At 67.3% G+C, this 22,641-nt stretch carries 19 protein-coding genes, 1 tRNA gene and 1 other RNA gene; 12 read left to right on the top strand and 9 right to left on the bottom strand.

Features of this window, described 5'->3' with window-relative positions:
* Positions 1-2 precede the first annotated feature (2 nt).
* Positions 3-1,259 carry a cation:proton antiporter gene (locus TX79_RS18120; RefSeq protein WP_049929055.1) on the bottom strand — a complete coding sequence of 419 codons (1,257 nt, stop codon included), beginning with the start codon at positions 1,257-1,259 and terminating at the stop codon, positions 3-5.
* A 95-nt stretch (positions 1,260-1,354) separates the two neighbouring features.
* Between TX79_RS18120 and TX79_RS18115 the strand changes: the two genes are divergently transcribed.
* Positions 1,355-1,957 carry a hypothetical protein gene (locus tag TX79_RS18115; RefSeq protein WP_049929054.1) on the top strand — a complete coding sequence of 201 codons (603 nt, stop codon included), beginning with the start codon at positions 1,355-1,357 and terminating at the stop codon, positions 1,955-1,957.
* A gap of 98 nt (positions 1,958-2,055) precedes the next feature.
* Entirely contained in the window at positions 2,056-2,748 is a 693-nt protein-coding gene (locus TX79_RS18110) for a hypothetical protein (RefSeq protein WP_154660590.1), read from the top strand.
* Here TX79_RS18110 and TX79_RS18105 read toward each other — a convergent pair.
* A complete protein-coding gene (locus TX79_RS18105) occupies positions 2,745-3,491 on the bottom strand; it encodes a PAS domain-containing protein (RefSeq protein ID WP_049929051.1) in 747 nt (248 codons plus the stop codon). The two genes, TX79_RS18110 and TX79_RS18105, sit on opposite strands and share 4 nt — an antisense overlap.
* Before the next feature lie 69 nt (positions 3,492-3,560).
* Positions 3,561-3,818: a HalOD1 output domain-containing protein gene (locus tag TX79_RS18100; protein WP_049929050.1), complete on the bottom strand. Its 258-nt coding sequence runs from the start codon at positions 3,816-3,818 to the stop codon at positions 3,561-3,563.
* A gap of 228 nt (positions 3,819-4,046) precedes the next feature.
* Between TX79_RS18100 and TX79_RS18095 the strand changes: the two genes are divergently transcribed.
* The 3 genes from TX79_RS18095 to hjc all read left to right on the top strand — a co-directional run bounded on the left by TX79_RS18095 (position 4,047) and on the right by hjc (position 11,653).
* Positions 4,047-10,088, top strand: a complete 6,042-nt coding sequence (locus TX79_RS18095) for a PAS domain S-box protein (protein ID WP_049929049.1) — start codon at positions 4,047-4,049, stop codon at positions 10,086-10,088.
* Between the two features lie 130 nt (positions 10,089-10,218).
* Positions 10,219-11,034 (top strand): CPBP family intramembrane glutamic endopeptidase, encoded by an 816-nt coding sequence (locus TX79_RS18090; RefSeq protein WP_049929048.1) that lies wholly within the window; start codon positions 10,219-10,221, stop codon positions 11,032-11,034.
* A 94-nt stretch (positions 11,035-11,128) separates the two neighbouring features.
* Positions 11,129-11,653 (top strand): Holliday junction resolvase Hjc, encoded by a 525-nt coding sequence (gene hjc, locus TX79_RS18085; protein WP_049929047.1) that lies wholly within the window; start codon positions 11,129-11,131, stop codon positions 11,651-11,653.
* A gap of 5 nt (positions 11,654-11,658) precedes the next feature.
* Here hjc and TX79_RS18080 read toward each other — a convergent pair whose 3' ends face one another.
* Both TX79_RS18080 and TX79_RS18075 read right to left on the bottom strand, forming a co-directional pair.
* Entirely contained in the window at positions 11,659-12,303 is a 645-nt protein-coding gene (locus TX79_RS18080) for a universal stress protein (protein ID WP_230198616.1), read from the bottom strand.
* A gap of 85 nt (positions 12,304-12,388) precedes the next feature.
* Positions 12,389-13,054 (bottom strand): hypothetical protein, encoded by a 666-nt coding sequence (locus TX79_RS18075; protein ID WP_081655644.1) that lies wholly within the window; start codon positions 13,052-13,054, stop codon positions 12,389-12,391.
* 222 nt (positions 13,055-13,276) lie between these two features.
* On the opposite strand from TX79_RS18075, the gene pspAB reads away from it, so the two are divergent.
* Positions 13,277-13,882 (top strand): PspA-associated protein PspAB, encoded by a 606-nt coding sequence (gene pspAB, locus TX79_RS18070; RefSeq protein ID WP_049929044.1) that lies wholly within the window; start codon positions 13,277-13,279, stop codon positions 13,880-13,882.
* Between the two features lie 13 nt (positions 13,883-13,895).
* Here pspAB and TX79_RS18065 read toward each other — a convergent pair whose 3' ends face one another.
* From TX79_RS18065 to TX79_RS18055, 3 genes are all read right to left on the bottom strand, one after another.
* A complete protein-coding gene (locus tag TX79_RS18065) occupies positions 13,896-14,921 on the bottom strand; it encodes a histone deacetylase family protein (RefSeq protein WP_049929043.1) in 1,026 nt (341 codons plus the stop codon).
* A gap of 1 nt (position 14,922) precedes the next feature.
* Entirely contained in the window at positions 14,923-15,354 is a 432-nt protein-coding gene (locus TX79_RS18060) for a histone (RefSeq protein WP_049929042.1), read from the bottom strand.
* A 66-nt stretch (positions 15,355-15,420) separates the two neighbouring features.
* Entirely contained in the window at positions 15,421-16,878 is a 1,458-nt protein-coding gene (locus TX79_RS18055) for a single-stranded DNA binding protein (RefSeq protein ID WP_049929041.1), read from the bottom strand.
* A gap of 303 nt (positions 16,879-17,181) precedes the next feature.
* Here TX79_RS18055 and TX79_RS18050 point away from each other — a divergent pair.
* The 5 genes from TX79_RS18050 to TX79_RS18030 all read left to right on the top strand — a co-directional run bounded on the left by TX79_RS18050 (position 17,182) and on the right by TX79_RS18030 (position 21,368).
* Positions 17,182-17,254 (top strand) — tRNA-Arg (locus tag TX79_RS18050).
* A gap of 390 nt (positions 17,255-17,644) precedes the next feature.
* Entirely contained in the window at positions 17,645-18,850 is a 1,206-nt protein-coding gene (locus TX79_RS18045) for an outer membrane protein assembly factor BamB family protein (RefSeq protein WP_049929040.1), read from the top strand.
* Between the two features lie 52 nt (positions 18,851-18,902).
* Positions 18,903-19,793 (top strand): esterase/lipase family protein, encoded by an 891-nt coding sequence (locus TX79_RS18040; protein ID WP_049929039.1) that lies wholly within the window; start codon positions 18,903-18,905, stop codon positions 19,791-19,793.
* Between the two features lie 118 nt (positions 19,794-19,911).
* A complete protein-coding gene (locus tag TX79_RS18035) occupies positions 19,912-20,535 on the top strand; it encodes a hypothetical protein (protein ID WP_081655643.1) in 624 nt (207 codons plus the stop codon).
* Positions 20,536-20,765: 230 nt separating this feature from the next.
* Positions 20,766-21,368 carry a hypothetical protein gene (locus tag TX79_RS18030; RefSeq protein WP_154660589.1) on the top strand — a complete coding sequence of 201 codons (603 nt, stop codon included), beginning with the start codon at positions 20,766-20,768 and terminating at the stop codon, positions 21,366-21,368.
* On the opposite strand, the gene rnpB is transcribed toward TX79_RS18030, so the two are convergent.
* Positions 21,367-21,746, bottom strand: an RNA gene (gene rnpB / locus TX79_RS18870) — RNase P RNA component. The genes TX79_RS18030 and rnpB overlap by 2 nt on opposite strands.
* Before the next feature lie 209 nt (positions 21,747-21,955).
* Here rnpB and TX79_RS18025 point away from each other — a divergent pair.
* On the top strand, positions 21,956-22,555 hold the full coding sequence (locus TX79_RS18025; protein ID WP_049929266.1) for a TIGR00296 family protein: 600 nt from the start codon (positions 21,956-21,958) through the stop codon (positions 22,553-22,555).
* The last annotated feature ends 86 nt before the right edge of the window (positions 22,556-22,641 follow it).

Genomic DNA, 22,641 nt, shown 5'->3' with positions numbered 1-22,641 from the left:
CCTCAGCCCGAGACGCGGTCGATGACGGGCGTGGCCGTCACCCCGTGGACGACGATCGAGATGACGACCACCGCGCCGACGATCGCCCACAGCAGGTCGGCCTCCGCGAACGCGCCCTCGTTCAGCCCGTGGGCGAGGTAGTAAAAGGAGCCGATGCCCCGGATGCCGAAGAAGGCGATCGCTCCCCGATCGCTCCACTCCCTGTCGAATCCGAGCAGGCCGGCGATGCCGGCGGCGGGGCGGACGACGAAGACGATGGCCACCGCGGCGACCAGCGCCTCGAGAGTCAACGCCGAGAGCAGGCCGCCCGCGATCGCGCCGCCGAAAAAGACCATGATGACCGCCATCATCGTCTGCTCGGCCAGTTCGCTGATCTCGTGGAGCGACTCGTTGTAGTCGTGGGAGCGTTCGTAATCCCGGATCGCGACCGCGGCGACGAAGACCGCGATGAAGCCGTAGCCGCCCGCGAGTTCGGTGAGGCCGTAGACGAACAGCGTGCCAGCGATCGCCTCGAGTCCCTGGACGGAGCGGGCGATCTGGGTCCCAGGGTTCGTCAGGAAGACAGCCCAGGCCGTCACCCGCCCGAGGACGAGTCCGAAAAGCGTACCGACGGCGATCCGGTAGCCGACGTCGATCAGGAGCCACTCGCCGATCCAGTTGCCGGGCGCGACGCCGACGAGCGCGATGGCGATCGCGAGGTTCGTAAACGGAAACGCGAGGCCGTCGTTGAGCCCCGCCTCCGAGGAGAGCGCGAACCGGACCTCGTTCGCCCAGCCGTCGCTCTCGGGGTCGTCTTCGGCTTCGATGCCCTCGCCGGGATCTTTCACCTGCACCTCCGAGGCCAGCACCGGATCGGTCGGCGCGATACAGGCCCCCAGCAGCACCGCTGTCGGGACGAACAGCCCCACGTACGCCCAGCCCAGCAGGGCCGCCCCGGCGATCGACAGCGGCATCGTGATCGCGAGCAGCCGCCAGGTCGACGCCCAGGCTCGCAGCCCGGGAACGCGATCGAGTTTCAATCCGACGCCCATCAGCGCGACGATGACGCCGATCTCCGCGAGCCGTTCGGTCAGGTGGCCCTGTTCGAGCGGATCCAGCGTAGGGAGGCCGATCGGCAGGCCAAACGCCAGGATGCCGACGCTCACGAAGAACATCGGGAGCGAGATCGCCCGATCCGCGACGAACCGGGGCAAGACGGCCACGGCGAAGAGAACGATTCCGAACAGGACCAACAGGACGTCGTACAACTCGAGCGCCATCGATGGGGTCGAAGCTAGCGCCGACGCCGGCCTTGAGTGCGATGCAAGCGTCTGCAAAATCAACCCCTATGCCGGCCGCGGCGCTAGCCCGTCGTATGTCCCCGCAGTCCGACGACGGGTCTCGACGGACGCCGTCACGCCGCCGGATGCTTCGCTGGAGCGCTCTCGGGGGTCTCGCGCTGTTGAGCGGCTGTACCCGGGACGTCGGCGAGGAACTGCCGCCCAACCTGGAGTGGCCCATCGCCGACCTGACTCCGGAACTCCCCGTGCAGGAGCGGACGGACGTGCTCGAGGCGGGCATCGAGGAACTGGCGAGTCGGACGATCACCGACGAGGCGGAGTTCGCGGCGGCCATCGAGGACTACTCGCTCGAGGTCGAGTCGGTCGAGTACGAGCGGGACGTGCTGACGATCGAGTACGTCAACACGAACGTCTACGAGGAAGGGAACGTCCACGACGTCGGGCCGATCGCCGGCGCGTTCGCGGCGTTGCTCGACTCCGGCTACGAGGCGGTGGCCCTCGGGATCACGATCCTGGACGCGGCACCGTCGTCCTACGGTGCCGCGGAGGTCGACGCCGCGTGGGCCTACCAGTACAACGACGGCGTCCTCTCCGCGAAGGAGTACGGCGAACTGGTGGCCGGAACGATCGAGTCGGACCGCCACGAACCGCACGTGGCCGTGGAGCCGGACGAGTGATCGGTTCGGGCCGGCGACCCGTGCGGGCCAGCCGCGAGACGCGTCCGCGGCCCGAATCGGCCGACACGCTGAACTACGCCGACCGTGAGTCCTACCCAATGAGCGGGGGGACACCGGCGGAGGAATCGACCGCAGACGGCGACCTACTCGAGGACGGCACGCCGGTCGAGAGCGGCGTCCCGGTCGGCCCGTTGCTCGAGCACTCCCGACTCGACGACGGGCCGCTCGAGGTCGGGATCAACGTCTCGGGAACGGAACCGATCGACGGGATCGAGTTTCACGCGTTCCTCTCGCGGTCGCGGGTCGATCCCGGCGACCGGATCGAACTCGGAATCTTCGTCGCCGGCGTCGGGGACCTCGAGGAGACGGACCTCAGCGTCTTCTACGACGACGAGTCGCCGCTGGACCTCGAGGACCCCGGCCTGGTTCGGCGCAACGCGACGGCCTCGTCCGACGACGTGGGAGACGTCGAGTCGTCGGTGTTCCGCGCGACGCCCGGCAGCGACGAATCCGGCCTCGAGCGCCGCCCGCTCGAGGGCAGTTGGCAGGACGGGCCGGCCTACCTGCTCGAACTCAACACCCGGCCGGACGCGCCCGCCGGGACGTATCCGCTCCGGGTCGTGTTCACGTATCGATCCGAGGACGGGTTAAAACAGGTCAAACGAAGTCCGACGGTTCGGCTCCGGTCGCGTCGGGAACGCTGGCAGCCGTGGGTGGTCCGCGCCGTCGCCGGCGTGGCCGCGCTGGGCGGCCTCGCCGCAATTCTCCAGTGGTCGGGCGCGTTGTTCTAGGGTTCGTCGACGACGAAGACGAGACTGCCGTCCTCGAGGCCGTCGAGTGCGACGCGGGCGGTGAAGGTATCGCCGTCGTGGCGGCGGGCGGTACAGGTACCGGACCACCGCCAGCCGTCGGCGACGGTCGGGATCGCCGCCGCCTCGAGGCGGTCGACCGTCTCGGGGACGAACAGGTCCTGCCAGGGGCGGCCGACCAGCGTCTCGCGATCGGTGCCGAACAGCACCGCGAACGACCGGTTGGCGAACTCGAGTCGGTCCGCGGGGTCGACGATGCCGATGGCGTCGCCGGCGAGTTCGATCCCGGCCAGCGATCGCTTCGAGAGCGCCGAGAGCCGCCGCCGTTCGACGAGTCTGGTGACCCGCCGCTGGAGTTGCCCGTCGTCGGGCGAGGCGACGACGTCGACCCAGCGGAACGAGGACACCTCGGCGCGAACCGCCGCGGCGTCGTCGGTCGACGGGACGAGGACGATCGGCAGTCCCACACGCCGCGAGCGAACGCGTTCGACGACCGCACGGGCGTCGTGATCGGCGATCGGGAGTCGGCAGACCAGACAGTCGACGTCCGCGAAGTCGCGTCCCTCCGCGAGGAGGCGGTCGCTCGAGCGAGTCGACAGCGAATCGGCGTCGGCCAGCGCCGACTCGAGGGCCGTCCGGTCCTCGTCGGCGACCACGAGGACGGTGAGCGTCGACTGGCCCGTCTTGGGTTTGGGCACGGCTCCGTCGATCGATGGAACGGTCATCGGTGGGTGAGGCGGGGAGACCGGACGGTCGAGCGGAGTATCGCGACGACCGGAGGCGTCGCCGTCCGCTTACGCACCGTCATGGACGACTCCATCGACCACGACGGTATCGTCGCTGCGGACCTCGACCGTGTGGCCGTCGTACTCGAAGCGGACGCTCGCGGTCACGTCCGCGTCGGCCCGGAAGAGTCGGTCGAGCGCCTCGGGGTCGACGACGTTGTACAGCGGCTCGAGTTCGAGCGGATCGGTGTCGGTCGTGGTAGCGATCGCGTCGACGACGCGGAGACTGGGAGAGTCGCGGTGGTAGTCCAGCGTAGTTCCTGACATCGAATGAGTAAACGCCGACCGCGGGTATCCCCCTGTCCGCTATATGCGTTTACCCGAGATGGATTGGACGCTACGTGTATAGCCCCCGGCCACGACGGGGCCGCTCTCCCCGCGAACGACCCGACGGAACCGTATCGTTCGAATTACGCCCAATAGTCGCTGAATTTGACGGGTTTTCTTCCCTCCGTTTCCCAAACGAATTATTCCGGCGAGGGACGTATACGGAATATGCGTTACAGTCCGCGTCGATCCCGGTCGCGACGGGACCGTCCGGCCGCCACCCGATCCGGGCACTCCGGTCGCGGGTGGCTGCTCGCGGCCGTCGCCGTACTGGTCGTGCTGGTCGCGATACGGGCAGGACTCCCCGGCGAGGGGTTTCCGATCGCCCCCCTGTTCGTGGGCCTCGCGGTCAGCAGCGACGACGACCGCAGCGCCCTCCAGCGACTCACCGACGACGTCGAGACCGTCGTCGAGCGGTTCGGCGACGTCGACGCCACGAACCCCGACGGGATCGACGACTGGGACGTCGACGTGGATCGATCCGACGAGGTGGGCGACCTGGCCGCGGCGGTCGACGAGTTGACGTCGACGATGGTCGACCGCACGCGACAGCTGGCCGAGAGCGAACGGTACCGGCGTGCCGTCCACGAGATCACGTCCGACACCGACGCGAGCAGCGAGGCGAAGATCAGGCGGCTGCTCGAGCTGGGCTGCGAGCGTCTCGGCGTCGAGAGCGGGTTCGTCGCCCGGATCGACGAGGAGCGCGGCGACTACGAGGTCGAACGCGCCGTCGGTGACCTCGTCGAGGAGGGGCTGGAGACCGACCTCGAGCGGACGTACTGTCGGGACGCGATCGACGCCGAGGACATCCTGACGCTGTACAACGCCCCCGAACAGGGCTACGCGGACCACCCGGGCTACGAGGACGCGGGGATCGGCTGTTACGTGGGCGGCCGGATCGAGGTCGACGGCGAGCTGTACGGGACGGTCTGTTTCGTCGACCGCGAGCCGCGGTCGGCGTTCTCCGGTCCCGAACGGACGTTCGTCGACCTCGTGACCCGGTGGGTGAGCCACGTCTACGACCGCCGGGAGTACGAACGACGCCTCCGACTCAAGGACCGTGCGCTCGAGGAGGCACCGGTCGGAGTGACGATCACCGACCCGGACCGGCCGGACAACCCGATCGTCTACGCCAACGCGTCGTTCGAGGAGATCACGGGCTACGCGGAGTCGGAGTGTCGGGGGCGAAACTGTCGGTTCCTGCAGGGTGAGGCGACCGACCCCGACCGGGTCGAGGAACTGCGCGAGGCGATCGAAACCGAGGAGCCGACGACCGTCGAGTTGCGCAACTACCGCGCCGACGGCACCGAGTTCTGGAACCGGGTCAGCGTCGCGCCGATCGGGGACGACGACGGCGAGGTGACGAACTACGTCGGGTTCCAGGAGGACGTCACCGACCGGAAGGAGCACGAACGCGAACTCGAGGAGACCAACGAGTGGCTCGACGCGGTCATCCAGGCGTCGCCGGCGGCCCTGATCGCGGTCGACCTCGAGGACCGGGTGCAACTGTGGAATCCCGGTGCCGAACGTATCTTCGGGTGGAGCGAGGAGGAGGTGCTCGGCGAACCGTTGCCGACGATTCCAGAGGGGAACGAGGACGAGTACGAACGCTACCTCGATCGACTGCGGGCCGGCGAGACCGTCACCGGCGTCGAACTCCAGCGGCAGACGAAAGACGGGTCGCTGATCGAGGTCAGCCTCTCGAAAGCACCGATCCACGGCCCTGACGGGGAGGTCGTCGGGATGATGGGCGCGCTCGAAGAGATCACCGAACGAAAAGAGGCCGAACGGGCGTTACGCGAGCGCGAACGACGCCTCCAGGAGTACAAGGAGTTCACCGACGGCATGCTCGACGCCATCGACGACGCGTTCTACGTCATCGACGCCGACGGCGATCTGATACGGTGGAACGAAACCGTCGCGGCCGCGTCGGGCTACTCCCACGAGGAGATCGCAGAGATGGACCCGGTCGAGTTCTTCGTCGACGACGACAGGGACGAGATCACGGCGGCGATCGACCGCGCCTTCGAGACCGGTAGCTCCCGCGTCGAGGTCTCGGTACGTCGGCACGACGGCGAGCGCGTCCCTTACGAGTTCGTCGCCTCACGGCTCGAGGATCCGGACGGGAATCCGGTCGTCGCCGGCGTCGGCCGCGACGTCTCCGACCGGGTGGCAAAGGAGCGGGAACTCGAGCGCTACAGGGAGTTCACCGACGAGATGCTCGACGCCATCGACGACGTGTTCTACGTGCTCGACGCCGACGGGGGCCTGCTGCGGTGGAACGAGACGGTCACCGAAGTAACGGGGTACACCGACGACGAGGTCACCGAGATGGACGCCCTCGAGTTCTTCGGCGAGGAGGGCCGTGAGATCATCCGCGACTCGATCGAGGAGACGTTCGAGACGGGCGATACGCGCGTCGAGGCCCCGTATCGGACGAAAGACGGCGAGCGGATCCCCTACGAGTTCGTCGCCTCCCGGGTCGAAGATCCCGAGGGCAACCCGGTCGAGGTGGGCATCGGACGGGACATCTCCGACCGGAAACGGTACGAGCGGGAACTCGAACGGACGACGCGGATGCTCGAGCAGTCCCAGCAACTGGCCAGCGTGGGGGCCTGGGAACTGGACGTTCGGGAAGCGCCGTACGACGTCACCTGGACCGAGGAAGTCGCCCGGATCCACGGGCTCGAGTCGTCCGCCGACCTCGACCTCGACCGCGCACTCGAGTTCTACCACCCCGAGGACCGGCCGATCGTCGAGCGCGCGGTCGAACGGGCGATCGAGGGCGGCGAACCGTACGATCACGAACTCCGCATTCGGACGGCCGACGGCGAACGACGGTGGGTGCGGACGATCGGCGAACCCGTCCGGGAGGACGGCGAAGTCGTCAAACTCCAGGGGTCGTTTCAGGACATCACCGACCGCAAGCGTCGCGAACGCGAACTCGAGCGCTACGAGACGATCATCCAGGCGATCGGCGACCCGGTCTACACGCTCGATCCGTCCGGGGAGTTTCGGTTCGTCAACGACGCCGTCGAGTCGCTTCTGGGCTACGAACCAGCGGAGGTCATCGGGACGAACGTCTCGGAGGTGCTACCACCGGCGGATTTCGAACGTTCGCAGGAACTCGTCCGCGAACTGCGTCGAGAGGGGGATCCCTACGGCACCGTCGAAGCCACGCTCGAGACTGCCGACGGTGACCGCATCGACGCCGAGATCCACGTCGCCTTGCTTCCATCGGACGACGGCGAGTTCGCCGGCACGGCGGGCGTCGTCCGCGACATCACCGATCGCAAAGAGCGCGAACGTGAACTCGAGCGAACCCGAAACCTGCTCGAACGGGTCCAGGAGATGGCGCGGATCGGCGGCTGGGAGCTCGACGTGCGGACCGATCCACCGACGGCGGAGTGGACGGACGAACTCTACCGCATGCACGGGCTCCCGACGGAGGTCGAGCCGGACCTCGATACCATCGTCGACTGTTACCACCCCGACGACCGCGCGTTCGTCCGTGAGACGATCCAGGAGTCGCTCGAGAACGGAACTGGCTACGAACTGGAAGCGCGGATGCAACCGCGACCGGGAGAGACCAGGTGGGTCCGGGCGTTCAGCGAGCCGATCTTCGAGACTGACGACGGGCGTCGCGTCGTCGGCACCCCGGCACCGAACGACGCCGAGCTGATCAAGTATCAGGGGGCGGTCCACGACGTCACCGACCTGAAACGCCGGGAACGGGACCTCGAGCGAACGACGGACCTGCTCAAACGCGTCCAGCGGATGGCCGGGGTCGGCGGCTGGGAACTCGACACGCGCACGGAGCCCCGGCTAGCGGACTGGACGGACGAACTCTACCGGCTCCACTACCTCTCGCCGGACGTCGATCCCGACCTCGAGACGACGATCGACTGTTACCATCCCGAAGATCGCGCGTTCGTCCGCGAGCAGATCCGCACGGCGATCGACGAACAGCGAGGCTACGAGTACGAGGCGAGGATCCAGTCCGACGAGGGCGACGTCCGATGGGTACGGGCCCGCAGCGAGCCCATCTTCGAGGACGGCGACCTCGTCAAATATCGCGGGACGGTCAAGGACGTCACCGAACAGAAAGAGCGCGAGCGCGAACTCCAGCAGACCCGGGCGTTGCTCGAGCGCGTCGAGGACCTCGCGAGCATCGGCGGCTGGGAACTCGACCTGCGGACGGATCCGCCCACCCCGACCTGGACGAAAGAGCAGTACCGGCTGCACGGCTTCTCGCCGGAGATGGAGCCGGACCTCGAGGCGGCGATCGAACGGTACCACCCCGACGACAGACCGAAGGTGCGACGCACGCTCGCGGACGCCATCGCCGGAGAGACGAACTACGAACTCGAGGCGCGACTGCAGCCGTCGCCGGACGAGACGCGGTGGGTTCGCGGCTTCGGCGCGCCGGTGTACGAGGACGGCGAACTCGTCAAGTACCAGGGCGCACTCCAGGACATCACTCCGCAGAAGGAGCGGGAACTGGCCCTCGAGTCGCTGCACGAGGCCGCCCGCGGGTTGCTCGCTACGGAGAGCGCCGCGGAGGTCGCTGACGTGGTCGTCGAGGCCGCCGACGACGTCCTCGAGGCCTCGGGGGTCGCGCTCTATCAGCTCGAGGACGAACACAACCGGCTCGAGCCGATCGCCCACACCGACGGCTTCGAGGCGCTCTCGAGCGGGACGCCGGCGGTGGCGGCCGGTGCCGGCGACTCCGTCCTCTGGAACGCGTTCGTGGCCGGCGCGCAGACGGTCGTCGACGATCCGACGGCGTTCGATCGCTCGCAGGTGTTCGGCCCGAAGGTCGAGCGGGCCGTCGTCGCGCCTGTCGGCGACCACGGCGTCGTCACTGTGGCCGCCGAATCCGAACCCATCGACGGCGACGCCCGACGGCTGATCGAGACCCTCGTGGCGACGGCCGAAGCCGCGTTCGATCGCCTCGAGAGCGAGGCCAGCCTCCGGGAACGCGACGCCGAACTCGAGTCGCAGAACCGTCGTCTCCGTCGACAGATCGCCGTCAACGAGACGATCAGGCGAATCAACCAGTCGCTGGTCGGCGCGACCAGCCGCGCGGAGATCGAACGCACCGTCCCCGAGCGGTTGCTCGAGGACGACCGCGTCGCGTTCGCCTGGATCGGGTCGGCCGACGACGACCGCCTCGAACCCCAGGCCTGGGCCGGTACCGACGCGGCGTACCTGGATCGGGTCTCGCTCGAACCGGCGACGTCGGGTGAGCCGGCGTCCCGCACCGCCCGGACGGGCGAGGCGACGGTCGTCGAAAACGTCGTCGCGGACCTCCAGAGCGAGCCCTGGCGGCGGGAGGCTCTCGATGCCGGCTTCCAGTCGGTCGTCAGCGTTCCGCTGGCCGTCGAGGAGTACACCTACGGCGTGTTGACCGTCTACGCGACCGAGCCCGACGCCTTCACCGACCTCGAGCGGACCGTCTTCGGCGAACTCGGCGAGGCCATTGCGAACGCGATCACGGCGACGAAGACCCGGGAGGCGCTGCAGGCCGAGACCGTGATCGAACTCACGCTGTCGGTCACCGGCGGGGGCGACGTCCTCTCGCGGATCGCCGACCGAACCGACGCCGAGGTCGTCTACGAGGGGCTGGGGACCCAGTCGAGCGAACAGTCGGTCGTCTTCTTCGAGACGCAAGGGGTAGCGCCCGAGGCCGTCGAGGGCGTCCTCGAGGACCTCGTCTCGGTGTCGGAGTACCGGCTGATCAGCGACGACGATGGAGTTTGCCGGTTCGAGGCCCACGTGACGGGCGACCTCCTCGCCGCCCAGCTGGTTCGTCACGGGGCCAGCCCTCGTCAGATTCGGGCCGACGGCACCGAGACCGTCGTCGTGGCCGACGTGCCGGTCGGGACCGACGTTCGCGAGTTCGTCGACACCGTTACCGAGGAGTACGGCACCGTCGAGTTGCGACGCCGACGTCACGTCGAACGGGCCATGCACACCCGTCGGGAACTCGTCTCGTCGCTGTTCGACGACCTCACCGACCGGCAACTCGAGGTGTTGCGGACGGCGTACTTCGCCGGCTTCTTCGAGTGGCCCCGCGAGAGCACCGGCGAGGACGTCGCCACGATGCTCGACGTCTCGCAGCCGACGGTCAACCGTCACCTGCGAATCGCCCAGCAGCGGCTGCTCACCCAGCTGTTCGGGACGGAGACCGCAGAGACGGCCGACTGAGACTCCGACCCGACCGTCCCCGCGTCGGTCGGAGGGAACGTTTCGATCCGTGACCCCGGTACCGGCGGCCGTCGCCCGCCCGGCTTCCGCGACAGGAACGCAAAAGGCGATCCTGTCCGTACGGCGAACCATGGACGTCGATACGCGGTCCCCGTCCGAGAGTCCGGTGCGGACGTTTCTCGTCGCCATCGGGCTCGCCATCTTCGGTATCCTGGTCGCAGAGCTGACGACGGCCCCCGCACTGTTGCTCGAGCCCGGACTGCTCGACGCACCGGGCGAGACGTCGATACCGCTTCGAACGCTGTTTTTCGTCCTGAACTTCCTCGGGTTCGTCCTCGCGGGCGGAATCTACATTGCCGCGACCGATCGCGACTGGTCGTTCGTCGATCTGCGCGTGCCGACCTCGCGCGACTGGCGCTACGTCCTCGCGGGGATCGTCCTGAGCATCCTGTTTTACCTCGGCGTCAACGTCACGATCACGCTCCTGGAACTCCCGTCGGCGGAGAGCCAGGTGATCGACTTCGTCGGCAACGACCAGACGATGATCCTCGTGATGCTCGCGATCGTCTTCCTGTTCAACGCACCCGCCGAGGAGTTCCTCTTCCGGAACATCGTCCAGAAACGGCTGTACGCGGCGTTTTCTCGGATGCAGGCCGTAGTCGGTGCGAGCCTGATCTTCGCGACCATCCACCTGCCGACCTACCTCCTCTACGCCGAGAGTCCGCTGGCGACCCTCGTCTCGCTGAGTATCGTCTTCGGCGGGTCGCTCGTCTTCGGCTACGTCTACGCGAAAACCGACAATCTCCTCGTCCCGGCCGCCGCCCACGCGGTCTTCAACGCCATCCAGTTCGGCCTGCTCTATCTCGCCGTGGAGTACGACCTCGAGGGCGTCGAACCCGAGACCACGGGCGCACTGGTCGACGTCCTCTCCGCGATCGGGTTCTGAGGGGCCGAACCGCCTCCCCGTCCGTTAGCCGTCCTCGAGTCCTCACCGAGTCTGGGTCCGTCCCTTTATTAGCGGCCGCACGTGAGAGAGTGGTATGTCTCAGGCGAAGGGCGACCGCCGCGAACGGGAACTCGTCAACGCGCTCGACGAGGCCGGCTTCGCGGTGATGCGCGCGCCCGCCAGCGGCTCTGCGACCGACCGGGAACTGCCCGACGTGCTCGCCGGCGACGGCGAACTCTTCTACGCGATCGAGGCGAAATCGAGCGCCGGCGACCCGATCTACCTCACCGGCGAAGAGGTCGAAGCCCTCACCTACTTCGCGCAGAACTTCGGCGCGAAGCCCCGCATCGGCGTCCGCTTCGACCGCGAGGACTGGTACTTCTTCCACCCCGCCGACCTGCACGTGACCGACGGCGGCAACTACCGCGTCAAGAAGGAGACGGCCATCGCCGAGGGGATCGACTTCCCCGAGTTCGTCGGCGAGAGCGAGAAGGTCACCCTCGAGGACGTGGACGAGGAGGGCATCGACGACGGCCCGGACGAGGAGATCCTGCGCGTCCTGAACGCGGTCAAACAGGGCACGATGGAACTCGAGGAAGCGGCCGAACTGCTCGAGTAACGGCCCTACTCGTCGACGATGTTCGCCACGACGGGACAGTCGGCGTTCAACAGGAGTTGCTGGGCGACGCTTCCGAAGACCGCCTTTCCGGCCGGCGACCGGTGACGGCCGCCGATGACGAGGTAGTCCGGCTCGAGCGCGTCGGCTTCCGCCAGAATCTGGTCCGTGACGTCGCCGACGCGACCGCGTGGCTCGAGCCGTGAGGGATTCTCCCCGAGCGTCTCCATGACGAACCGCCGGACGAACCGTTTCGCGCTGTCGGCCTGCTGATCCAGCGAGAAGTCCCCCATGCCGGGGATGCTCTCGACGCTCTCCTTGTGCGACAGGTACTCCGCGTCCGGGACGACGTGGAGCGCGACGAGGGGTACGTCGTACGTCGTCGCGAGGTCGTAGCCGACGTCGACGACCCGTTTCGATCGCTCCGTCTCGTCGATCGCAGCAAGTATTGCCATAGCCGAGCGTTTCATTCGCGAACACAAGTGTGTTGCTGCGCGATCCCGACACCCGGGAATTCCCGACGCCGAGCGGATCGATCGGGTTTCCTCCACGAGTTCCGCGACATCGATCACCCCGTCGGGAACGATCGCGTCGAACAGCGGTTCGTGGGCGACCTCGCGCTCGAGCGCGCCGTAGTCGATCCCGTCGCCCATACCACGTGATAAGATACCATGAGACAAGAGATCGGCCGGTTTCGATGGCTCGTCGACCGTTCGGAGTCGGTACAGTCGCTCGGCCCTACCGGGATCGGAGAGGGGTCTCCGGGGGTTCGTTGCGACGAGCGGGCGCTTTCTCGAGTCGCGTCCGCGGGAAGGTGTAGACCTTCAACGATCGGGGGACGACGCCGTTGCGTTTCACGTTGGCGTGCGGGTAGACCGCGCCGACGACGGGCACGTCCGAGTCGTAGTTCTCGTTGGTGCCGTAGTCGGCGACGGTACAGTCGGCCTCGCGGATGGTGACCGCGTCGGCTCGCAGATCCGAGACGTCGACGACGGTGAGGCGATCGCCCGTCTCGCGGTCGCGGACGGTGTCGCCGGGGGCGATCGCGTGCGCCTCGCAGTAGATCGGTTCGGGCGCGTCTTCGTCCACGAAAACCGGTTCGCCGCAGTCGTGGCAGGGGACGGCGATTTCGCCCGGCGGCGGGGTCCGGCCCTCGGTGATCTCGATCGCCACCCGGCGAACGTGCTTGCAGCGCGCGTCGCGGAAGACGTGATCGGGGCAGGTACAGCGGCCGGCCTCGAGGTCGACGAGGTAAGTGTTGTCGCTGGCGGACTCGATCTCGTAGAGGCCGTCGCCCAGCGGGAGCACCGACATCGGTTCGATGCGGGCGCGGCGCGAGCGCTCCTCGAGGTGGTCAGTCGTCGGGACGGGAAGCGGTGCTTTCGGTGATGCTGTTGTGTTCATGGGTGCATCAGGGGTGAACTGCAACGGTCGGCGGGCTATTCGACTACTGTAGGTGCTCGAGGGGTATAACGGGTGCGCCCGTCAGGATCGCTGACGTGTTCGTACCGTCGTTTCGGGCGTTGACGGGGGTGGCGACTGGGCGTCGTCGCGACCCGTGTCGCCGACGAGGTGTGCTCGAACACAACAGGTGGATTCTAAGGGCTCGCCCCCGTTCACTCGCCTATGGGACTGCTGGACGGACTTCGGGCCGCCCTCGGCCTGCGCGCCGAAGCCGACGCCAAACGCGACGCCGACCCCGACGACCTCTTCGGGATGAGCACCGCCTACCTGACGATGGAGGCCGACCTCGGCTACGAGTCGGCCGACGTCGGCGCGCTCTGTTTCTCCGGCGTCGACTCCCACACGTTCCAGGAGGCCGTCGACGACGTGGAGGCGATCCTCGAGGCCGGCCAGCAGGACACGGGCACCGACTTCCGCCTCACCGAGGACGACCACGGCTACCACTGGGTCGTCCTCGAGGACAGCGATCCCGAGGACCTGATCACCAGCCTCCACTTCGCCGCCGACACGTTCATCGAACACGGTTACGGCTCGCGGCTGCTCGCCGCGGTGTTCGCCTACCACGGCCGAGACGGCCCCGCCTACTGGATCTACTCGTTCCGCCGCGGTGCTTACTATCCCTTCGCACCCCGCGACGGCCGCGAACGCGACTCGAGCACGGAGTTCAAACTCGAGGCGGCCCTGGACGGCGAACTCGAGATCGAACGCGAGAAAGAGTACTGGTACCCGCTGTGGCCGAGCCGGGGCGGTACCCACCCCTGGGAGTGAGCGGGGAGTGACGTTACAGGTCGACGTCTAAGTCGTGTTCCTCGAGGACGTCTTCGAGGACCCCCCTCGAGCGACTCTCCATCTCCTCGTCGTCGGGTTCGATCGGTTCGCGCCCGTCGAAGGTCTCGTGGACGATGGCGACGCTGTCGGCGAGCACGTCGAGGCCGTAGCCGCCCTCGAGGACGAACGCCAGCGCGGCGTCGATGTCGTCGGTCAGCGACCGCAGCCGATCCGTCATCAGGGCGTAGGCCTCCGTCGAGAGGCGGATGCGCGAGATGGGATCGTGACGATGGGCGTCGAAGCCCGCGCTGACGATCAACAGGTCCGGATCGTACTCGGTGAGCGCGGCGGTGATCGGTCCCTCGACGGCCGCGAGATACGCCGGATCACCGGTTCCGGCCGGCATCGGGAGGTTCATCGTCGTTCCCTCACCCTCGCCGGTCCCCGTCTCGTCGACGCTCCCGGTTCCCGGATACAGCCCCTGTTCGTGTAACGAGACGAAGAAGACGTCACCGCGGTCGTAGAAGATGTCCTGTGTGCCGTTGCCGTGGTGGACGTCCCAGTCGACGATCGCGACCCGATCGACGCCGGTCGTCTCGGCCTCGAGGGCCTGTTGTGCGGCTACAGCGACGTTGTTGGCGAAGCAAAAGCCCATGGCGTCGTCCTCGACGGCGTGGTGACCCGGCGGTCGCCCGATCGAAAACGGCGTCTTCCGCCCCGTCGCCCCCTCGAGTGCGGTCTGGATGGACCAGCACGCCAGCCCTGCGCTCTGTCGGATGGCGTCCCAGGTCTCCTCGACGGCGACCGTGTCGGGGTCCCAGTTGCCGCCACCCTCCGCACAGAACTCCTCGACCGATTCGACGTACTCGCGGTCGTGAACGCTCGCGATCTCGTCGATCCCGACCGGATCGGCCTCGACGTACTCGACGCCGTGTTTCGTCTTCAGCCGCTCCCGGATCGCCCGCAGTCGGTCCGGTGCCTCCGGATGACGAGGCCCGGGATCGTGTTCGAGACAGACCTCGCTGTAGCCAAACTGCATCTCACTCGAACAGCGAGAAGTACGTCTCGATGTCGTCGTCGGTGATCGTCCGACGATCGGCGTGTCGAGCGAGAATCGCCGCCGCCCTCGCCACGTTGTCGGCGTAATCCTCGAGGATGTCGGCCAGGGCGATCCGTGCGTCCATCGAGACGCGGTACCGGTCGTCGATCTCGAGTCGGGCGATCCGATCGACCGGTGCGACGGGGAGTTCGAGGTCGTCCTTGTCGACGACCTGTTCGACGCCGAAGTCCTCGGCCATCAGCGTCTTGCGCCCGTCCGCCGTCGCCCGTTCGGCCGCGTCGACGGCCAGCTCGCTCCCGTGTTCCTGGATCCGCGTCGCGAGTTCCTTCGACGCATCGGCGCTCACCCGGAGCCCATCCGCGTTCCGGCGGATAATCGTGTCTACCGGGGCGAACGGGAGTTCGACGTTCATATCATCATAGGCGAAGCTAACACCCTTAACGCTTTTCCTAGGCGCTCGAGGAGGTCCCTCGCGGCGTCAGAACACGTCGTTGGCCTCGAGACGGCCGTCGCGGACGACCCCTCGGGCGGTTACCTCCTCGCCGAGACCCACGTCGGCTTCCGTCGCGACGCTCATCGTCGTTTCGCCGTCGTCCAGCACGACCGGATCGCCCGCCTGCACGACGACGCCGGTGAACTCGATCTCCTCGCCGTCTGCCGGTTCGTCCGACCCGGGATCGGCAGCACCCGCGTCCGCCGTCGAATCGGCCGCGGCGGACCCGGCGTCGGCCGCTCCATCCGACGCGTCCGTCCCGTCGTCCTCGTCGGCGAACGCCGACAATCCGGTGTTCTCCTCGACGGCGTCGCCGTCCTCGCCCGCAGCGCCCTCGGAGTCGGACTCGAGGACGGTGATCGTCGACTGCCAGCCAGCGGAGGCCTCGAGGTCGTCCTGCCAGCCGTCCTGGATCTCGACGTCGCCCAGCGCGAGTTCGTCGCCGGGGCCGACGTCGATGTCGGCCTTCTCGCCCCACAGCGCGACCCGGATGTCGTCGGTGGCGTCCTGCACGCGGATGTTACGGACCTGCCCCTCGGAGCCGTCGTCGCGGTCGAAGGTCCGCTTCGGGTCCGCCGAGCGAACGACGCCCGCGATGTCGACCGTCTGGCCGATCTCGACCTCCTCGATCGGCGTGCTCTCGGGGACGTACTCGACCTCCTCGTCGACCTCCTCGACGGTGCCGCGGTTGCCGACGTGAAGTTCGAGGTCGCCGTCGCGTTCCTTGACGTAACCGTCGACGACCTCGACGGTCGTACCGACCTCGAGCTCCTCGGCCAGGTCCGCCTGTTCGTCCCACAGCGTCACTCGGACGCGGCCGGTCTGGTCGCCCAGCGCGAGGTTCGAGACCCGACCTTCGGAGCCGTCGTCCCGGTCGAAGGTGCGGACGCTGCCGGTGTCGAGCACCTGTCCGACGAGGTTGACGTTCGAGAGGCCGAGCGAGAGGTCCTCGACGCGGTGGGTGTCCGAGACCGTGACGTCGATCTCGGTGTCCTCGTCCGGTTCGACGTCGTCGACGCTCACTTCGACGCCCGAGAACCCCTCCTTCGGGCGGCCGGCGATCCGGAGCACCTGGCCCTCCTCGAGTTCCTCGATAGCGGCCTCGGCGTGGTCGTCCCAGAAGGCAGCGCGAACGGAGCCGGTCTCGTCGGCGACCTCGACGTTGACGACGCGGCCGTCCTCGTCCTCGCCGTCGCGTTCGAACGTTCGCATCTCGCCGATCGAGATCACCTTCGCGACGAACTTCGCCTCCTCCATCCCGGGTTCGATGTCGGCGACGCCGCCGACCTCACTCTCGCCGATCTCGTGAGCGACGAGCATCGCCGCCGTCTCCTCGTCCGCGAGTCCCCCCATCTGCTCGACTTTCGCCTCGACGGCCTCGCGAAACTCCTCGAGAGAGACGTCGGCCTCGAGATCCTCGTAAACGCCCTCGATGTCGCTCATTCTATAGTCGTGCATGCATACGCCGCGCATAAGCGTTGTCCATTCGGCGTGCGCACCCGCGTTCGCGTGTACTTTGACCCCGTTTCCGCGTGGAAATTTCGACGTCGGTCGCACCCGACGCCACCTCCGACAGCATACCCTCGCTGGCCGCCCCTCAGTATATAAACTCTCGGCCGAGTGAATCGCCGCTCGAGTGGAAACGAAGGGGATCGATAACCGAACTGACCGGAAATCCGGGCCGGCGCGGTCCCGGTGGGTGGCTTTCGAAAGGGCTTTAATACTCACCCGGCTACGGGTAGATGAGTCCTGGTAGGGTAGTGGACTATCCTCTTGGCTTGCGGAGCCAGGGACCGGAGTTCAAATCTCCGCCAGGACGTTTCTCTGCAGCACAATACGACGAGCGAAGCGAGGAGTCCGTGCTGCAGAGAAACTCTCGGAGATTTGAACACGAGAGTCGCAGCCCGCGCAACCGAGCGAAGCGAGGTGAGCAGGACTGTCTCTCACCTGTTCAAATCTCCGCAACGTCGAAGACGTTGCGTGCCCAACGCTCACTTTCGCTCGCGTTGGACTCCGCCAGGACGTTTTTGCGAACACAACGACGACGAGCAAAGCGTGACACGGTAGCGCCACGGGAAACGAACGGCGTAGCCGTGAACAGCGGGACGGTGCTCGAGGTCGCCGTGGTCGGACGCACGCTCGGGTCGAAAATTTCGACGCGAGGGCCGAACCACAAAATTCACTTCGATGCGTCGATAATTCGATCCGAATGCCCTCTAGACGGAACGTCCTCCTCGGGGTCGGAGCCGCGAGTACCGCGGCGGTCGCCGACTGTCTCGGTAGTCGTACCGACGAACCGGGAACGGACGACGACTACGCGTGGTCGACCGTCGGTGCCGACCGGCGAAACTCGAGAGCGATCCCCGACGGCGTCGCGCCGCGGGACGAACCGGACGTCGAGTGGCGCGTCGACCTCGAGTCGGCCACGGCGATGGGTGAACCGATCGTGACCGACGACACGGTCGTCGTGAACACCGGTCTCGACGTCGTCGCGTTCGACAGGGAGACGAGAGACCGGCGCTGGTCGATCGATCCCGAGAACGACGTCTACTCCTACAACGGCGCGCCAACGGTGTTCGGCGGAACGGTCTACGTCCCCGAACGCGAGGTACTGACGGCCCGCGACCTCGAGTCAGGCGAGGTCGACTGGTCGGTCCAACTCGACTACCCTATCAGCCGGAGTTCACCGGTCGTCACCGACACCGACGACGGCCGCGTCTACGTGGCCGCCGGCAACGCAGCCTACGCACTCGACGCTGACAGCGGCGACGAGTTGTGGGAACAGGAACTGCTGGGAATCGCACGCTACGCGCTCGCGAAGTACGCCGACTGGCTGTTCGTCGCGACCAGAGGTGGCGAACTGCACCGCATCAGTCGCTGGGAAGGCCGGGTCGAGTGGCGACGGACGATCGAAGCGGGCATCTCGAGTGCGCCGATCGTCCTCACCTCGGACGACCGTCGACGCGGCCACGGCGTCGCGGTTGCGGGGGACGACGGATCGATCACCTACTTCGATATCAGCGGGGAACGCGAGTGGCGAACGGAACTCAGTGCGTTCGGAAACGACGGGCTCGCAGTCGGTCATCGGAGCCTGCTGGCCCGTTCAGGGTCGACGCTGTACGCGCTCGACGCGAACGACGGGGACGAACGCTGGCGTGCGGATATCGGACACACGTCCCGGAACCCGCCGATACTCGTCGGTGATACGGTGTACGTCGGCGGGGATCGACTCCGGGCGCTCGACGTCGGCGGCGGCTACGGAATCCGCTCGCTTCGCATCGGAGAACAGCGGTTCGAACGCGAGGAGACGGGCGACGTCAACTACGTGACTGCGGCCGACGGGAAACTGTTCGTGACGACGGACGTCGGCCGGTTCGAGGGTGACGACACCGCGGAGTTGCTCGTGCTCTCGTAGCACCGGAAGCTGCCTGCCGGGAGCCTACTCCCCTCGAGTCCGCACTCGAACCGTGAGCGAACGGAACGCACGAACGGACGGTGATGGCGACGAGGCGGACCCGACTCGAGTCGGTAGACGCCGCCTGCTCGGATCGGTCGCGGGAGCGAGCGCCGGCGTCGCGGGTCTCGGCGCGACGACCGATTCGGCGTCCGCGACGGGGTTCACGGGCTGTGACGACTGGCTCGAGGCCCCCGCGGAGTACCCCGAGATCGATCTCACGACGGGCAATCCGACGGCGGTGAACGCCGACGCCGTCGAGGATAGCGACGAGGTGGTGATCTTCGTCCACGGCTGGCTGGGCCTCGAGACCAGCACCGATCAGGCCCACACCCTCGAGCGGGCGCTCGCGGACGAGGGCTACGACGCGCCGGTGCTGGCGGCCTCCTGGGAGGCTGACACCCCCAACTACTGGCGTGCGGAAGGCGAAAGCGAGACGGCCGGACGGCGGCTGGCCGCCTGGCTCGAGGCGGATCGGATCGACCTCGAGGGGACGACCGTGCGGCTGGTCGGTCACTCGCTGGGCGGTCGGGTCTGTCTCGAGACGCTGCCCGCGCTGGACGACGCAACCCTGGAGACGGTGGCGCTACTCGGGACGGCGGCGGACGACGACGCGGTCTGCCGGGACGGCGAGTTCGCGTACGGGATCGAAGCCGGCGCGGAGGCGGTGTACAACTACCACTCGGAGAACGACGACAACGTCTGTTACGGCTACGACCTGCAGTCGCTCTCGAGCGGTCTCGGTTGTGGCGGCGCGGACTGTTCCGGCGGCTGGTTCGACGACGAGAGTTCGACGCCCGACAACTACGCCGACGTCGACGTCACCGCGTCGGTCGAGGGCCACTGCGAGTACGCGAAACCCGGGGTCGGCTGCGTCCCGCGGGTGGTGGCGCACTTCGACTAAGCGGACGGCATCCGTCGTTCGCCGTACTCCGGATCCGTCGCCCGATAATCGTCCCAAATAGATAAGTTCCAATTAGAACTAGTCAATTATAAATAACATCGCCGAGTGGCTCCCGCCAATGGTGGGAGGACGGAGACGATTTCTGACCAAACTGGGTGCGGTCGGCCTCGCGACCGTCGGTGGGCTGTCCGCGTTACCCGATCCGGAGGCCGAACCGGGCGTCGATCCGCCCGCAGGGATCGAACCGACCGAGACCGTCTCGTCGGAGAGCCAGACGCCGTTCGCGCTCTGGCAGTACCGGCCGAGCAGCGACGGCTTCACGCCGACGTCCCCGATCAACGTCGTGTTCGACCTCCACGATAGCGATCGGACGCTCGAGGACGTCGTCGACGTGTTGCGGTCGGACGGCTGGCTCACGACCTTCGAGGAGTACGCCCGGTTCGCGTACGACGTCAGGAGCGAAACGTACGAACGCCAGCACGAGACGGCGGCACAGACGTACTACGGCGGCTTCGGCCGTCACCACGTCCGCTGCTGGGAGTTCGACGGTTACGTCTCGATGCAAGCACACCAGGATACGCCAGCGGCACCGAAACACGGAATCGCCTCCTACGAGCGCACGCAGGAACTGATCGGCGCGAAGTACGCCGACGTCGGCTGGGCGGTCTCCCCGAACGAACTTCGATTCGAGAACGAGAGCAGTCCCGACCACGATGGACTCGTAACGGTGATCCGGCCGTGAGCGACGACGAGAGCGGTACCGCCCTCGAGGAATCCGACACCGACGCAACTGCTCGAGACTCCAGCGCAGTTGCCGAGTTCGAAACGGACGATCCTCACGGAGCCGACGACCACGTCGAGACGGAAACAAGAGACCCGACAGCGACGGGCCGTAAAAGCCGCTCGAGGGACCATACCTCCCGTCTCGATTCGCCGCTGTTGGGGCGAGACCCACGCCAGACGGCCGTCGCGATGGGATCGGTCGTAGTCCTGCTCGGACTCGTGACGTCCGGCGTCGTCCTCAAAGAAACCGTGCCGGCGACCTGGATCGCGGTCATCGTCCACGACGAGATCCGGGCACTGGCGATCGCCGCTGCCGTCCTCTACATGCTGGTCGCACCGGTCGCGTACGCCCTGACGAACGGCGGCCCCGTCATGGCGGCGACGCTCGGGATCGCTCCCCTCGCGGTCGCTGCGCTCGGGGCGGGACAGGTCGCGCTGACGACCGACTTTGCCGTCGCGCTGCTGACGGGGGCGACAGGGGCTGCGCTCGCGACGGTCGTCCCCGCTGCCCGGCGAGGCGAGGGATGGCTGCCGTCGTGGTCGGCCTCCTACGAGAACGGGTTGCTCGTGGCGACCGGGACGACCGTGATCGCCGTCGTCGCCGTCGCGACGCTCGCGTCGGAACCGGTCGCTCATCCGTTCCGGCGACACGTCCCCGCCCTCGTGGTCGCTACTCTCGTGCCGACCGGCCTCGTCGCCGTGGGATGGGTGGGCTGGTATCGAACGCGTCCGAACGCCTCGAGACGGACGGAAGAAGCGATAGCAGCGGCTCGAGAGCGTGAAAACGGGTGAGAGGAGTAAGCCCCCTTCTGTTCGTCCCGGCATTCGGCTGAGCGTCCGCGCCGTCCGCGACCCGTGAGGGTCGCGGGGCGTTCGGGCTACCACGGCGCGGACTTGCACCGGTGAGGGTTCGCCGTTCCATCGATCCTCGGCCGTCTGTGTGTGGTCAGCGACGCCGAGCGTCACTCGCGGTTTCGAACCGCGGACGTCGACCACACGTCCTCGGCGGGTTTACTCCCCTTCCTCTCGGTCGGGTTCGCGCGCATCATCGGTCGGGCCGAGACGTGTCGTTTCTGTTCCAGAGCCAGCGGTCTCCCGCTCCGGACTTGCGTCCGGTCACCTGCCCGAACAGGTGGGGGGACTTTCCTCGCGGGCGTTGGCCACCTCTTCGAGGTGCCCAACGTTTGGGCGTGGTGCATCTCTTCGAGAGGGACCACGTTAGGTGACCGCGCCGTTGCCGGCGCGGCCATCGCGGCAGCCGGGCTCTCTCTCCCGATTCACGTAGGAGTTCTCGGCGAATAAGTCCCTCGGTCGTGGTGTGGTTCGAGCCTCGAAACGAATGGAAGCGTTTTAGGAGCACAACCCCCATGTACAGGTGTATGTCCCAGCGACAGGGCGTCGACCTCTCCTACGAAGACGGCGCACGCGCGGTCGAACTCGCGCGCGAAGCCGTCGAATCTTACGTGGAACACGGGCAACGTGAACAACCGGGCAGTATGCGCGAGGCGTTCTACGAGCGAACGGGCGCGTTCGTCCGCCTCGAGTCGACCCGCGGCCGGGGAAGCCTGCGGGGGTGTGCGGGCGGCTACCGATCGGGTGAGCAACTCGGGCACGTCATCGTCGACGCGGCGATCGAAGCCGCGAGCGAGGACTCCTGTGGCTCCGAAGTGCGTCCCTCGGAGCTCCCGAATCTCACCGTCTCGGTCTGTACCGTCAGGAACGTCCTCCTCACGGACGATCCGCTCTCCGACCTCGAGATCGGCACCCACGGGGTCGCCATCGACGGCGGCGAAGGAGGGTGGCTCTACCCCACCGTCCCCGTCGAGAACGGCTGGAGCGAACGCGAGTACCTCGATCGCACCTGCCGGAAGGCGAAACTGAATCCGGGTTCCTGGCAGGACGACGACGTCGTCGTCACGCTGTTCGAAGGACAGGTCTTCCGCGAGCGCGAAGCCGACGGCAGCATCGAAGAAGTCTGAGCGGCAGCGCGTCGGCGGCCACTCGAGCCGACGAGAAGTGGGATGAGACGTCGACGTTCGATCGGCGTTCTCGACCTACGACGTTC

Source organism: Halopiger goleimassiliensis (assembly GCF_000455345.1).
GTDB lineage: Archaea > Halobacteriota > Halobacteria > Halobacteriales > Natrialbaceae > Halopiger_A > Halopiger_A goleimassiliensis.
The sequence above is the reverse complement of the archived record's forward strand: the minus strand, read 5'-3'. Positions and strand labels throughout refer to the sequence as shown.